Here is a 14,209-nt window from a genome sequence, read left to right as displayed (position 1 = left end):
CGTACCCGGCCAGGGGGAAATTCGGTCGCCCGGCGACCTCGGGGTCGATCACAGTGGGGCGGGGCGGCGCACCGGGCGCCGCCCGCCGCAATGCCAGGAACGGGGAACGGTATGTCGACGCTGCGCGTCACCGCCGAGGAACTGACCATCCACGAGCATCCGCAGGCCGATGCGCTGGAGCTCGCCCAGGTGGGCCTGTATCGCGCGGTGGTCGCCAAGGGCGTCTACCGGACGGGCGATCTGGCGGTCTACATACCGGAACAGGCCGTGCTGCCCGGGGAGTTGGTGGCCGAGCTGGGGCTGACGGGGAAGCTGGCCGGCTCGGCGGCCAACCGGGTCAAGGCGATCCGGCTGCGGGGCGAACTGTCGCAGGGCATCGTCTGCCGCCCGACGGCGCTGGACGGGGTGGATCTGGCGAAGGCGCGGGCGGACGGCGTCGACTTCGCGGCGGAGCTGGGGATCGTGAAGTGGGTTCCGCCGGTCCCGGTTTCGATGAGCGGGGAGGTCGAGCCGGCACCCGATCTGCTGCCGTGGATCGACATCGAGAACCTCAAGCGTCATCCGGCGGCGTTCACGGACGGCGAGCCGGTGGCGGTGACGGAGAAGGTGCACGGCACGGCCTGCTGTGTGACGTACCACGCCGAGGGCGGGCGGCTCCAGGTGACGTCCAAGGGGCTGGGCGCCCAGCGGCTCGCCCTGGTGGAGGACCCGAAGAACCTGTATTGGCGGGCGGTGCGCGGCCATGACGTCGCGCGGGTGGCCGCGGAGCTCGCCGGTGAGCTGGGCGCGTCGCGGATCGGGGTGTACGGCGAGGTCTACGGCGCCGGTGTCCAGGACCTCGGCTACGGCGCGGACAGCCGGCGTGGGGAGCCGGGGTACGCGGTGTTCGACGTCGCCGTGGAGGCCGGCGGGCAGCTGCGGTGGCTGGACCCCGAGGAGCTGACCGGAGCGCTGGCCGGCCGGCTTCCGTTGGTGCCGACGCTGTACCGCGGCCCCTACGAGGCGCGCGCGGTGATGGAGCTTGCCGAGGGCCGCGAGACGCTGTCGGGGCGCGCGGCGCACATCCGGGAGGGTGTGGTCGTCCGCCCGCTCCGGGACCGCTACAGCGCGGAACTGGGCGGCCGGGCCGTGGCCAAGGTGGTCGGCGGCGCCTATCTGACGCGCAAGGGCGGCACGGAGTACGAGTAGCCGGCCGCCCGAGCCACTCTCGTACGCCGTCCGCCGCGGCCCGCTTCCGCCCCCGGTCAGGACCGCCCGCTCAGGGTCGCCTCCTGGGGTTGCTCCTGTCCCAGGAGGCGCCGGGCGAGGTGGAGCGGGGCGTGCGGGTCGCGGGCCGGGGCGGGGGCCTGGCTGCGGTGCGAGGGAAGGCGTTCGACGGTGGTCGTACCGGTGTCGGACTCCAGGGCCGGTGCGTAGCCCGCGGCACGCAGCGCGTCCAGGGTGGCGGTCGGCGGCCGGCCGCTGACCAGGACGGTCGGGGCGATGGCGCGCAGGCCGAGGTCGCGCAGGGCGCGGTGGCCGGCGAGTTCCCGGACGAGTGTTTCGTCGTCGGAGCGGATGCAGCAGGCGGCGGGCAGCACCCGCATCCGCCCGTGGGCGCGGGCGGCGTCCCGGACGAGGTAGTGGAGCGGCTGCGGCAGGCCGCCGGTCGCCGAGGCCCCGGTGAGCTGTGTCAGGAGGGTGTCGGCGGAGTGTCCGGCGTCCAGCGCGCGGCGGACCGATGCGGGGGTGAACCGCCAGGTCACGGCGTGTTCCTCGGATTCCCGGTCGGCGGCGGAGGCGAGCAGCCCGGCGAGCGCGGTGGACGGGCGGCCGGGTACGACGGCGGTCAGGTCGGCCTGGAAGTGGGCTTGTTCGAGCGGTGGCGGCAGCAGGTCGCCGAGCGGCTCGGCGAGGGCGTCCGGGCCGTTGAGCAGGGCCCGCCCGAGGGGGGTGAGGGTGCCGTGCGCGACGAGGCCCAGGTAGGCCGCTTCGTGGAGGGTGTGGACGGCGCGTTCCTCGGCCATCGGCTGCCGGGTGACGGCGAGCGGGCGGTACCAGTCCGCCGCCCGGAGGAGGTCCGCCAACGGCCCCTCGACGGGCTCCCGTTGCTCCGACGCTCCCGTGGCCGGCAGGGGCGCTCCGGCGCCGGAGGGGACGGTGTCCAGGGCGGCGAGGAGGGCATGCCGGAGGGCGGGGGCGTGCCGGTCGCTGCCGCGGACGAGGGCGCTCGGGGTCTCTCCGAACGGCGTGTGGGTGGGGACGGCCCACAGGGCGGACCAGGCGGCGAGGACGGGGGCGAGGCGGGCGCCGGGCGGGCGCTCCAGCCAGTCGTCGTAGGCGCCGGTGGGGAGCGCGGTGATGCCCGCCGGGGTGCGCGTGAGGGCGATCAGCTCGGCGGCCAGGGCGAGGTCGAGGAGCAGGCGGACGTGCGGTTCGGTGGCGCCGGCGGCCTTGGCCAGCCGTTTGATCTCCCGTACGGCCAGCCCGCCGGACTTGCGGAGGGCGGCGGGCTGGGTGGCCAGAGACGCCAGCAGGCGCTCCAGGGTGGCGGCGAAGGCGGCCGCGGCGGCCCGGGACTCGTCGTACGGCGAGGTCGCCGGCACCGGTGCGGCGGGCATGCCGGGGTCGGCGCTCGGGTCCGGGGCGAGCCGTGGGGCGTCGGGGCGGAACGGGCCGAGGTCGTGGGCGCCGAGGAGTTGGGGGACGCGCGGCGGGACGACGACGGCGCCGTCTTCGGTGGGCGCGGCGAGGCCGTCGTCGTAGAGGGCGCGCAGGGCCGCCTCGGCGGCGGAACGCGCCGGTCCGGGCCGGTCCGCGCCGAGCGCTGCGAACACGTCCTGGGGCGGGACCGGTGCGTCTGCCAGGTGGGCGAAGGAGAGCCGGTGCGCCATCAGGGACTGGTAGTCGGCGCCGGGCGCGGGAGCGGTGCGTCCGGTGCGTTCTTGGCTGAGCCGGGCGGTGGTGGCGAGTACCTGGAGCCGGGGGTGGTCGAGGTGCAGTACCAGGTGATGGAGGGTTTCGTAGGACCACAACGCCGTTGCCAGGCCCCGGAGTTCGGTTGGGGCGGGGCGGCGGGCGAGCGGCTCGGCGTGGCGGGTGAGGAGTGCGGCGAGCTGCTCGGGGGTGCGGCGGGCGAGGGAGCGGGTGAGTGTGTCGAGACCTTCCACGGCCTTGAGGTTAGTCATCGTGCGAGCAGGGTGGTGAGGGCGCCTACGGGGTCGGGGTCGGCGGGGCCGGCGGGCCACCAGTCCTCGGTGCCCGGTTCGGCTTCGTACGGGTACCAGCGGTGGTCGTGGCCGAAGCGGAGCTGGATGCCGCGTGCCGGGTCGGTGAGGTGGTTGTGGTGGGGGCGGAGGGCCGGGAGGTCCGCGGCGCGGAGGGCGCTGCGGGCCCGGTCGAAGTCGCCGGCCGGAGGGTTCCAGGTGCTGTGGAGGAGGGCGAGTCCTTCGGGTCCGCCCTGGCGCCAGGCGGCGACGGAGCGGGCCACGTCCGTGGGGGTGCGTCCGGTCGCCGCGGCGAGATCGCGGTAGAGGGTGCGGGTGGCGGAGGTCAGTCCGGCGGTGGGGTGGGCCGTGACGGCGAGGCGTACGGCGTCCTCCCAGGGCGGGAGTTCCGGGAAGGGGCCGGTGGGGGCAGGCCGTCCGCCGGGATCCGGGGCTGCGGTGATGCAGGCGTGGGCGCGGGCCGCGGCGTCGGCGGCGAGCAGTTCGAGGGTGGCGGGGTCGAAGGGCAGGCCGTCGCCCTCGGGAAGGACATGCGGCCGGCCGGGCTGCGGCGGCGCGGGCAGGGGCGGCGGGAGGGCCGGCCGGTGGCGGTCGGCGAGGGCGGCGCGGGCGAGGAGGGGGCGCGGCGCGGGCGTCCCCGGCACGGCTGCGGCCGGGTCCTCGCCGGTGGCACCGGGGCGCCCGGAGGACCCGAACGACCTCGGGTCAGCCGCGTCACTGCTGATGGTGGGCGGTGCCGTGCCGTCCGGTGTCCGGGTGCGGGCCTCCCCGGCGGTGAGGGCGGTGTTACGGCGGGAGAGCGCGTCGAGGAGTTCACGCTCACCGCGGCCGCGCATCAGCAGCAGCACGAACGGGTCGGCGTCCAGCAGCCTGGCCACCTGGAAGCAGAGCGCGGCGGCGTGTTTGCAGGGCCTGCCGTGGTCGGGGCACGAGCAGCGGGGGACGAGATCGCCCGGCCCGGGAAGGAGGCGCACCTCGCCCTCGGCCAGGGTCCGCGGGAGCTTTTTGGCCAGCAGGGCGGCGAGCTGGTCCGGTTCCGCGGCGACGGCGTCCAGGAGGCCGTCCCATTGGTGGTCGCTGAGGGTGCGCAGGCGGATCTCGGCGCTGTAGGGGCGGGGCCTGCTGCCCCGTACGGTGGCGAGGATGCGGCCCGGGGTGACATTGATGGTGTCGACATGGCCGTCGCGGGCGTAGGTCCGCCCACGGGCGAGCCGGGCGCTGTCGAGCGCGGTGGTCTCCAGTGCGGCCAGCCAGGCGCTGCCCCACCAGGATTCGGCGAACAGGCCGCGGGCGCCGGGCCGGGGCGGCAGCGGCGGGAAGGTGCGCGTGCGGTCGGCGCGGGCCAGCCGGTCCGCGGCGGCGCGCCCCGAGGGGCGACGGGGGATCATCCGGCCCTCCTCAGGGAGACCAGATCGGCCAGCTCGGCATCGGAAAGCTCGGTGAACGCGGTCTCCCCTCCGGAGAGCACGGCGTCGGCCAGTGCCCTTTTGGCGGCGAGGAGTTGGGCGATGTTGTCCTCCACGGTGCCTTCGGTGATCAGCCGGTGGACCTGTACGGGCTGGGTCTGGCCGATGCGGTAGGCGCGGTCGGTGGCCTGCTCCTCCACCGCCGGGTTCCACCAGCGGTCGTAGTGGATCACATGTCCGGCGCGGGTCAGGTTCAGCCCGGTGCCCGCGGCCTTCAACGACAGCAGGAAGACCGGGGCGTGCCCCGACTGGAACCGGTCGACCATCTTCTCCCGTTCGGCGACGGGGGTTCCGCCGTGCAGCAACTGCGCGGGGATGCCGCGGGCGGCCAGATGGCGTTCGAGGAGCCGGGCCATGCTCACGTACTGAGTGAAGACCAGGGTGGAGCCGCCCTCGGCGAGGATCGTCTCCAGGAGCTCGTCGAGGAGTTCGAGCTTCCCGGAGCGGGCGGCCAGGCCCGGGGCGGTCTCCTTGAGGTACTGCGCGGGGTGGTTGCAGATCTGCTTGAGGGCCGTGAGCAGCTTCATGACCAGGCCGCGGCGGGTCATGCCCTCGGCGGTCTCGATCCGGGCGAGGGTTTCGCGAACCACGGCCTGGTACAGGGCGGCCTGTTCGCGTCCGAGGGCGACCGGGTGGTCGGTCTCCGTCTTGGGCGGGAGCTCGGGGGCGATCCCCGGGTCGGACTTCTTGCGGCGCAGGACGAACGGGCGCACCAGTCGCGCCAACCGCTCGGCGGCCTGTGGATCCTGGCCGCCCTCGACCTCGCGGGCGTGCAGGGCCCGGAACGTCTTCAGCGGGCCGAGCAGGCCGGGCGTGGTCCAGTCGAGGAGCGCCCACAGCTCGGAGAGGTTGTTCTCGACCGGCGTGCCCGTGAGCGCGATCCGGGCCGGCGCCTTGATGCCGCGCAGCGCCTTGGCCGTGGACGAGCGGGGGTTCTTCACGTGCTGCGCCTCGTCGGCGACGACCCAGGCCCAGCGCCGGGCGGCCAGTTGGGCGGCGCTGCTGCGCATCGTGCCGTACGTCGTCAGCACGAAGCCGCCCGTCAGGCCCTCCAGGCTGCGGCCGGTGCCGTGGAAGCGCCGTACGGGCGTGCCGGGGGCGAAGCGCTCGATCTCGCGCTGCCAGTTGCCGAGGAGGGAGGCCGGGCAGACCACCAGGACGGGGTCGGTGGGGCGCCGGTGCAGGTGGAGGGCGATGACGGTGATGGTCTTGCCCAGGCCCATGTCGTCGGCCAGGCAGCCGCCGAGGCCGAGGGTGGTCATGGTGTCGAGCCAGGTCATGCCCCGTAGTTGGTAGTCGCGGAGGGTCGCGCGCAGCCCGGACGGCTGGGGCAGGGGGTGCGCTTCGGAGGTGAGGCGGCCGCGCAGCGCGGCGAGCGCCCCCAGAGGCACCACCTCGACCTGCTCCCCGTCCACCTCGGCGGTGCCGTTGAGCGTCGCGACGAGGGCGTCGGCCGGCTCCAGGTAGCCCAGTTCCCGCTTACGGGCCTTGCGCACGAGCCCGGGGTCCACCAGGACCCACTGGTCGCGCAGCCGGACGACGGGCCGGTGCGCGTCGGCGAGCTCGTCCATCTCGGCCTCGGTCAGCGGGAGCCCGTCCATCGCCAGCTGCCAGCGGAACTGCAGCAGTTGGCCGGTGTCGAAGAACCCGAAGCCGTCCGCGGCGGAGCCCGGCGCCGGGCGCAGCACCGCGGCCGCGGTCAGCCCGCGGGCCAGTTCCCTGGGCCAGTGGACGGCGATGCCCGCGGCGCCGAGCCGGGGCGCGGCATCGCCCAGCAGCTCGTACAACTCGTCCTCCCCGAGGGGGAGTACGTCGGGGACCGGGAGCTCCAGGAGGCGGGTCAGCGGGGCCCAGACACGGGCGGCACGGCGCAGCGCGAGCAGGGTGTCGACGCGGGAGCGCGGACCGAAGTGGTCGGGTCCCTCGCCGTCCCACAACTGCCGGGCGTCGGCGATCAGCGTCGGGTCCGTGAGGCTCTGCACCTGCAGCACCACCGCCGCACTCCCCTCGCCGCCGTCTTCGCTCTCCCCCGTGACGTCGAAGAGCCGGTCCGGCGCGAGATCGAGCCGCAGGGACAGCCGTACCCCCGCATCGACGCCGGCCGCGACCTCGGCGGCCCAGTCGCGCGCACCGGGGAGGCGCTGCGGTGCGTACGCGGCGAAGGGGGCGCCGGCCACCAGCTCGGCGGCGGGGGTACGGGGCAGCGCGTCCACCACCGCGTCCACATAGCGCCGCACCAGGTCCACGGGGTCGGGCAGGTACAGCGGGCGGCTGCCGGGGAGGGGGACGGCGTAGGCCTCGGCGGGCATGGCGGCGGCGATCGCCCGGAGGTGCGCGATGTCGTCCGGGTCGAGCGGGCCGGCCCGCCAGGCGTCGGTGTCCTCGGACGTCAGCCCCGGCAGCAGCCGCCCGCGCGCGGCGAGATGCAGCGCGTGCAGGGTGGCAGCTCCCCAACAGGCGGCCGCCGGATCCGCGGCCGGATCGTGCCGGGCGCGGACGAGCAAAGGGACGGCCTCGGCCACCGGCAGCAGCACGGCCGGCACCGTACGCGCCCGGGCGCCGCTGCCGTGACGGCGGGCCACGGTCAGCTGCGTCACCTCTGCGACCGTCTGCTGCGCGCCGTCGCCGCGGGCATCGGTGCCGGGCTCCGGGAGCGGCCCGCCGTCGGGCCGCCAGAGCGCGATCCGTCCGGCGCGGGGCGGCTGCGCGGGCAGGAAGACCGCGGCACAGCAGGCCGCGGCGGCATACCCGCCGTCCTCCCACCGCTCGCTCATGCCGTCTCCTGACGTCCGAATCCTCCGGCTCCTGCCGTCTCCCGATGAAAGCAGACGGCACTGACAACGCCGACGGCCGGCGGGGACGGCCGGCGCTGGGCGGGCGGAGTTATCCACAGGCAGAAAAAATCTCGTCGCGGATCCGCCGCGATCGGCTACAGTCAGTTACATCATCACTCTCAGTGATCGAGAAATGACGATTGGTGGACGGCCCTCCCGTCTCCGCCCCCACCCACACCGAAAGGCAGCCCGATGCACCACACTCCGACTCCCGAACAACGCGCCGCCGCCGAGGTCTTTCCGACGGGCGCCCACCTCGTCATCCAGGCCGGTGCCGGCACCGGCAAGACGACGACGCTGGGAATGCTCGCGCGCTCCGCGCGACGGCAGGGCCGGCTTGGCCGCTATATCGCCTTCAACAGGGCCGTCGCCCGCCACGCCGCCCGGACGTTCCCCAGCGAGGTCGCCTGCGGAACCGCCCACGCCCTCGCCTACACCGCCGTGGGCAGGCGCTATCGGTCCCGGATGAACGCCCCACGGCAAGCGGGCTGGCGCACCGGCGCAGCCCTGGGCATCGAGGACGGCATGTCCTTACGCATCGGTGCGCGCACGGTCACCCACAAGGCACTTTCCTATACGGCCCTGCGCACCGTGACCCGCTTCTGCCACTCGGCCGACCGCGAGATCCGCGCCCGGCACGTCCCGCCCCTGCGCGGCGCCGAATCCCCGCCGCTGCACGCCCACCTCGCCGAGGTCGTTCTGCCGTACGCCCGCAAGGCGTGGGCCGATCTGCAGCGCCCCGATCACGGCGTGGTCCGCTTCGAGCACGACCACTACCTCAAGATGTGGGCCCTGACCGAGCCCGTCATTCCGGCCGACTTCCTGCTCCTGGACGAGGCCCAGGACACCAACCCCGTCGTCGAGCAGGTCTTCACCGCGCAGCGCGACCACGCCCAGCTGGTGCTGGTCGGCGACTCCGCCCAGGCCATCTACGGCTGGCGCGGTGCCCGCGACGTGATGACCGGCTTCGACGGCAGCCAGCTCACCCTCTCCCATTCGTTCCGCTTCGGACCCGCGCTGGCGGCCGAGGCCAACCGCTGGCTCACGATCGTCGACGCACCGATCCGGCTCAGAGGCTCGCCGGACCGGAAGACGGAGCTGTGCCCGGTCCGCTCCCCCGAGGCCATTCTGTGCCGGACCAACGTGGGAGCGATGGTGGAGGTGATACGACAGCTGGAGGCGGACCGCCGGGTGACCCTCGCGGGTGGCGGCGAGACCTTGAGCGCCCTGGCTCGTGCCGTTCACGACCTCGAAGCCGGACGCCGGACCAGCCATCCGGAGCTGACGCTCTTCGAGACCTGGGCCGAGCTGCGCGAGTACGCGGAGTTCGATCCGGCCGGACGGGACCTCCTGCCACTGGTGGAACTCGTCGACGAGCACGGCACGGACGCCGTGCTTCAGGCCCTGGACCGGCTCTCACCCGAGGACTCCGCCGAGGTGACGGTGTCCACGGCCCATCGGGCCAAGGGCCGGGAGTGGCCGAGCGTACGCATCGCGGACGACTTCACGGGCCCCGATGACCTCGACGAGTGCGACGAAACCGGCCGGCCGCTCCCCGGATCCATCGACGTGGACGAGGCACGCCTGGCGTACGTGGCCGTGACCCGCGCCCGTTCACAGCTCGACATCGGCGGGCTGTCCTGGATCAACGGCCACCCGGCAGGCGATCCCCGCCCCACCGACAGGACGACCACGCAGACGAAGACCTGCAAGGAGACGAAGACCTGTCAAGGAGAGGAAGACCAGTGACTGACTCACGGATCAGGAGGATCCTGGAGGGTGAAGTGGGAGATGATGCCGATGCGTACGGGAAATGAGCCCCTGCAGGCACGCAGCCCGCTGAAAATACGCTGCGGACTGGCGCTGTGGGGACTGCTGTGGGCCGTCGCCGGGGCCGTGGCCTTCGCCGACTTCGGGCGGCCGGAATGGGCGGCCGCGTGTGCCGCACTCGCCATGGTGGCGGCAGCAGACCTGATCATGGTCATCCGCCACATCCGCCAGGGACCGCACTACCAACCGGGCAAGGACGTGCCCCCGTACGAGCCCGACCGGGGCCGGAACGACGCCTTCGGCATACGCACCGACAGGGACCACCGACGGGGAAGCAGGCCGTGACACGGCAGCCGGTGTGACGCGGCAGGCAGCCGTCGGGAAGAGGTCGGTTGCAAGAGGAGCGGTCGCAGCGAGGCGGTCGGTCGCAAGCCGTACGTGAGGAGGCGGGGCAGCCGAACGTCGCTGCCGGCGGGGGGCCGGCGTCCCCTCCTCCGGTTCCGTGCCTGCCTACTCGGTCCCGATCGGATCCCTACCTACTCCGGTCCCGCGTCGCCGTCCGGCCGGCCGGGAGCGTTCTTCGGAGCCGTGTCACCAGGAGCCCGGTCACCGTTGTCCGTGGCGTCCGTGGCGTCCCGGGCGAAGCGGGCCGCCTGGATGAACTCCGGGCGGGGGTCCAGGGCAGCCGCCAGCCGGAAGTGTCGGAGCGCCTCGTCAGGACGGGCAGCACGCTCCAGGGTGCGGGCGAGTGCGAAGTGCGCGAAGGCGTTGTCGGGCTCGCGCTCCAGCACGATCTGGAACTCGAGCTCCGCCGGCCGTAGTTGGGCGGCGAGGAAAAAGGCACGGGCGCGCAACAGGCGGGCCGCGGTGTTCTCCGGGTGCGCGGAGATGACCGAGTCCAGCAACCGGATCGCGCCGCGGGGATCGCGGGCAGCCAGCAACTGTTCCGCGGCACGGAAGTCGATGACGTGTGTCTCGGGGCTGCTCTCGGGCACGGCCTACTCCTCTCCACCGGCGTCGCCGTCGGTGCAGGCATCCGTCCGCCAGGGACCGTACGGCGTTACCAGGGGCCACAACAACCCTGCCGCTCACGGCATTCCCCGGTGCCGGCGGAGCCGAGCCAGCCCCTCGGGGACGCTCGCCCGGGAGCACCCCCTCCGCTCCCCCATGGCCATGCCGCCAGAGGGCCGCTAGAGGCTGATGTGGTACGCCTTGCGGAGCGTCTCGTGGACGGTCCAGCGGGTCCGGTCACCCTCGCGGAGGATGCAGGCGTCACCGGGGCCCACCTCGAGGACCGAGCCGCCTTCCACCTCGATGGTGGCGCGTCCGCTGACGACAACGAACAGCTCATTGGCCTCGGTGTCGGTCACCACACCCGGCGTGATCTGCCAGATACCGCGGATCTGCCGGCCGTCCGGAGACTCCCACAGCACCTTCCCCGTCACCTCGGGAGCACCGGAGACAATCTGCGAGGGATCCAGCGGATCCGGCTCCAGGTCGGCGTCCGCGATGCCAGGGATGTTCACGACGAAGGAAGGAGGTGCCGATTCGGCGGCGGAAGGTGAGGAGTCGGGCTCGGCCACCAGCCCAGCCACCGGCTCGTCGGCCGGGGCCTTGGCGTCAAGATCGGAAGCAGCAGTCATGGCGGCGAGGGTACCGCCCACCCGTTCGAGCCCGGCAGCCACTCCCCCGCCCCGCCGGGACCCGCCCCCCAGCGGCGCCGGTACCCGCTCCCGTCCGCCGCCCCGACACCGGTCCCCCAGCTGGCCCCGCGCCCATCTCCCCTGCGGCCTCCGGGCCCGTGACTGCGGTGGGCTCAAGCGTTGTGCAGGCGTTCCCATACCTTGCGGACCTGGGGTTCCAGGGCCTCCAGGGGGCCGTCGTTGTCGATGACGAGGTCGGCGATCGCGAGTCGCTGTTCGCGGGTGGCCTGGGCGGCCATCCGGGACTTCGCCTCGTCCTCGGCCATACCGCGGAGCCGTACCAGGCGGTCCAGCTGGGTTTCGGGGGCGGCGTCGATCACCACCACCAGGTCGTAGAGCGGCGCCAGGCCGTTCTCCGTGAGCAGGGGGACGTCGTGCACGACCACCGCGTCCGGGCCCGCCGATGCCTCGAGTTCCGCCGATCGCGCACCCACCAGGGGGTGCACGATCGAGTTGAGCGCCTTGAGCTTCCCGGGGTCGGCGAACACGATGCCGCCCAGCTTGGGGCGGTCAAGCGTGCCGTCCGGTGCGAGGACGTCCTCCCCGAACTCCTCGACCACCGCCGCGAATCCGGGCGTGCCCGGCTCGACGACCTCGCGTGCGATCTTGTCCGCGTCCACGATGACCGCGCCGTACGACGCCAGCAGTCGTGAAACCTCGCTCTTGCCCGCGCCGATGCCGCCGGTCAGCCCCACCTTCACCATGGGCCCACGCTATACGGTGCCCGGAGCGGGCCGCTGCGCGGGAAGCGACATCCGGGACGGGCCCGGGGATGCCTGGGGAGGACCGGGAAAGGGCCCGGAGACGCGGAGGGAGCCGGGGAGCGGGGCGTCAGGCACCTGACCCGCCGCCGTCGCCCTCCCGTTCTGCCAGGAAGCGCTCGAATTCCCGGCCGATCTCGTCGGCCGAGGGGAGCTCCACCGGTTCGGCCACCAGGCTGCCGCGGGTCTCGGCCCCGGCCACCGCGTCGTACTGGTGCTCCAGCCCGCTGACCAGCGCGACCAGCTCCTCGTCACCCTCGGAGATCTGCCGCTCGATCTCCTCCTGGGTGCGCAGTGCCTCCGTACGCAACGCATGCGCCGGGCCGGGCAGCACCAGGCCGGTCGCCCCCGTCACGGCCTCCAGGACCGTCAGCGCGGCGTCCGGGTACGCGGAGCGGGCGAGGTAGTGCGGCACATGCGCCGCGACGCCGAGCACATCGTGCCCCGCCTCCGCCAGGCGGTATTCGATCAGCGCCTCCGCGCTGCCCGGCACCTGGGCCTCGTCGAAGAAACTGGCGTGCCCGGGCATCAGGTCGGTGCGGTTGCCGTGGGGCGTGATGCCGACCGGGCGGGTGTGCGGGACGCCCATGGGGATGCCGTGGAAGTTGACCGAGAGACGCACCCCGAGCCGCTCGACGATCCCCTTCACGGCGGCCGCGAAGCGCTCCCACTCGACGTCCGGCTCCGGGCCGGAGAGCAGCAGGAACGGCGCATCGGTGGTGTCGCGCACCAGCTTCAGCTCGATGCTCGGCGTCTCGTAGGCGCTCCAGCGGTTGCGCTCGAAGGTGAGCAGCGGGCGGCGGGCGCGGTAGTCGATGAGGCGGTCGTGGTCGAAGCGCGCCACGACCCGGTGCGGCAGGCCGTCCAGCAGCCGACGGACGATCTGATCGCCGGTCTCACCGGCGTCGATGTACCCGTCGAAGTGGTACAGCAGCACCAGTCCGGCGGAGTCCCTGGAGGCCAGCGCCTCGACCTCCGCGAGCCCGCTCGGCTCCCATTCGTACATACCCTGGGGATCCAACACAGTGACCGCTCCTCCTCGTTCTCATGAACGGCAACGTGCACTCGGCCGCCGGCATTCCCGCCCGTGGATATGACCCGGTCCCGTACCGGACAGTTCCCGCCACCGCCGAATCCCACCGTTTCGTGGCAGGCCCCCCTGCCGTGTCCCACTTCGGGATGGCCCGGCCTGTTCCCTCTCGCCATCCATGAATGTGACCCCAACTGACCTGCTCCACACGCGACTTGAGCCACCTTCCTCCCCTCGACCGATGCCTTGACGCACCCACCCCTCACCTCTACCGTCGGCCCCGCCAACCGAAGTTCATAAGGACGCTCAACGTTCACATACGGGAAGAAAGTTGGGGCCCATGCAGATACCGAGTGAGTTGCGCACCGACCCGCCCCCGAGGAGCCTGCCGCCCCGGCGTTCGAGCGGCGCACGTGTCCGTGTGTTCGGCGGAACCGGAGCCGTACTGCTGAGCGCCTCCTCGTTGGTCCCGCTGGCCGCCCCGGCCGTCGCCGGCCCGCTGGCCGGGCCCGGGCCGGCCGCGACCGCCCGCGTCGTCGAGGTCTCGACGGCCGGGGAGCTCAAGGACGCGCTCGCCGCCGCGCGGCCCGGGGACACCATTCGGCTGGCCGACGGCACCTACCGCGGCAACTTCCGGACCACCGCCGCCGGGACCTCCGCCTCCCACATCACATTGACCGGTTCGCCCCGGGCCGTGCTCACCGCGAGCGGCGGCTACGGGCTGTATGTGAACGGCGCCTCCTACTGGACCGTCAAGGGGATCACCGTCACCGGCGGCCAGAAGGGGATCGTGATGGACGCCGCGAGCGGGGTCGTCATCGATTCCGTCACCGTGCGCGACCTGGCCATGGAGGGCGTGCACTTCCGGAATTCCAGCAAGAACGGCGTCATCAAGAACTCGACCATCCGGGACACCGGCAAGAACGGCAGCGGGATGGGCGAGGGCGTCTACGTCGGCAGTGCGGGCGGCACCGACGACAAGAGCGACAACGTGCAGATCCTCGGCAACACCATCGGCCCCGGTGTCGGCGGCGAGAACATCGACATCAAGGAGGGCACCACCGGCGCGAAGATCAGCGGCAACACCTTCGACGGGAGCGGGCTGACCGGCGCCCATTTCGACGACTCATGGGTCGACATCAAGGGCAACAAGGTGCTCGTCGAGAACAACACCGGCAGGCACACCAGCAACAACGGCTACGAGACCCACAGCCAGCAGCCGGGCTGGGGCTGCGGCACGGTCTTCCGGGGCAACCGGTCCGATCTGAGCGGCGCCACCGGATCCGGCCGCTACGGCTTCAACATCACCAACTACGACGCCTCCGGTTGCCCGGTCACCATCGCGGGGGACAACACCGTCACCGGCGGCCGTGGCGTCACCAATCCGGGCGTCCCCGTGGGCTGACGCGCCAGCTGACGCGCCAGCTGACGCGCCGGAT

Annotated in this window: 11 protein-coding genes; 4 read left to right on the top strand and 7 right to left on the bottom strand. The window is 73.2% G+C overall.

All coding sequences use genetic code 11. From position 1 onward, the window contains the following. The first annotated feature begins 111 nt into the window (after nt 1-111). The gene (locus IG62_RS0131595) at nt 112-1,188 is read left to right on the top strand and encodes an RNA ligase (ATP) (protein WP_030811148.1); all 1,077 of its coding nucleotides are present in this window, start codon (nt 112-114) and stop codon (nt 1,186-1,188) included. 56 nt (nt 1,189-1,244) lie between these two features. Here IG62_RS0131595 and IG62_RS49705 read toward each other — a convergent pair whose 3' ends face one another. Genes IG62_RS49705 through IG62_RS0131580 form a run of 3 tightly spaced genes read right to left on the bottom strand, consistent with a single transcriptional unit; the run spans nt 1,245 to nt 7,446 of the window. Next, nucleotides 1,245-3,167, bottom strand: a complete 1,923-nt coding sequence (locus IG62_RS49705; RefSeq protein WP_030811146.1) for a helicase-associated domain-containing protein — start codon at nt 3,165-3,167, stop codon at nt 1,245-1,247. Next, nucleotides 3,164-4,594 (bottom strand): SWIM zinc finger family protein, encoded by a 1,431-nt coding sequence (locus tag IG62_RS49700; RefSeq protein WP_030811144.1) that lies wholly within the window; start codon nt 4,592-4,594, stop codon nt 3,164-3,166. The genes IG62_RS49705 and IG62_RS49700 overlap by 4 nt, the downstream gene beginning before the upstream one ends. Continuing rightward, nucleotides 4,591-7,446, bottom strand: a complete 2,856-nt coding sequence (locus tag IG62_RS0131580; protein WP_030811142.1) for a DEAD/DEAH box helicase — start codon at nt 7,444-7,446, stop codon at nt 4,591-4,593. Before IG62_RS0131580 ends, IG62_RS49700 begins: the two co-directional genes overlap by 4 nt. Before the next feature lie 252 nt (nt 7,447-7,698). On the opposite strand from IG62_RS0131580, the gene IG62_RS0131575 reads away from it, so the two are divergent. Both IG62_RS0131575 and IG62_RS0131570 read left to right on the top strand, forming a co-directional pair. After that, nucleotides 7,699-9,255 (top strand): UvrD-helicase domain-containing protein, encoded by a 1,557-nt coding sequence (locus tag IG62_RS0131575; RefSeq protein ID WP_078872360.1) that lies wholly within the window; start codon nt 7,699-7,701, stop codon nt 9,253-9,255. 30 nt (nt 9,256-9,285) lie between these two features. Then, the gene (locus IG62_RS0131570; RefSeq protein WP_420711139.1) at nt 9,286-9,621 is read left to right on the top strand and encodes a DUF6343 family protein; all 336 of its coding nucleotides are present in this window, start codon (nt 9,286-9,288) and stop codon (nt 9,619-9,621) included. Nucleotides 9,622-9,812: 191 nt separating this feature from the next. Here the strand turns inward: IG62_RS0131570 and IG62_RS0131565 are convergent, their stop codons facing one another. The 4 genes from IG62_RS0131565 to IG62_RS0131550 all read right to left on the bottom strand — a co-directional run bounded on the left by IG62_RS0131565 (nt 9,813) and on the right by IG62_RS0131550 (nt 12,764). Further along, a complete protein-coding gene (locus IG62_RS0131565) occupies nt 9,813-10,271 on the bottom strand; it encodes a tetratricopeptide repeat protein (RefSeq protein WP_051798862.1) in 459 nt (152 codons plus the stop codon). A 195-nt stretch (nt 10,272-10,466) separates the two neighbouring features. Then, nucleotides 10,467-10,919 (bottom strand): cupin domain-containing protein, encoded by a 453-nt coding sequence (locus tag IG62_RS0131560; RefSeq protein WP_234326819.1) that lies wholly within the window; start codon nt 10,917-10,919, stop codon nt 10,467-10,469. 173 nt (nt 10,920-11,092) lie between these two features. Beyond that, complete coding sequence (gene coaE, locus IG62_RS0131555; RefSeq protein ID WP_030811128.1) at nt 11,093-11,683, bottom strand: dephospho-CoA kinase; 591 nt, start codon at nt 11,681-11,683, stop codon at nt 11,093-11,095. Nucleotides 11,684-11,810: 127 nt separating this feature from the next. Further along, nucleotides 11,811-12,764: a PAC2 family protein gene (locus IG62_RS0131550; protein WP_078872359.1), complete on the bottom strand. Its 954-nt coding sequence runs from the start codon at nt 12,762-12,764 to the stop codon at nt 11,811-11,813. A gap of 346 nt (nt 12,765-13,110) precedes the next feature. Between IG62_RS0131550 and IG62_RS0131545 the strand changes: the two genes are divergently transcribed. Then, on the top strand, nt 13,111-14,175 hold the full coding sequence (locus IG62_RS0131545) for a right-handed parallel beta-helix repeat-containing protein (RefSeq protein ID WP_078872358.1): 1,065 nt from the start codon (nt 13,111-13,113) through the stop codon (nt 14,173-14,175). The last annotated feature ends 34 nt before the right edge of the window (nt 14,176-14,209 follow it).

Origin of the sequence: Streptomyces sp. NRRL S-337, assembly GCF_000720175.1 — a bacterium.
Lineage (GTDB): Bacteria > Actinomycetota > Actinomycetes > Streptomycetales > Streptomycetaceae > Streptomyces > Streptomyces siderophoricus.
Note: the sequence above shows the minus strand (reverse complement) of the source record. Positions and strands in the feature narration are given on the sequence as shown.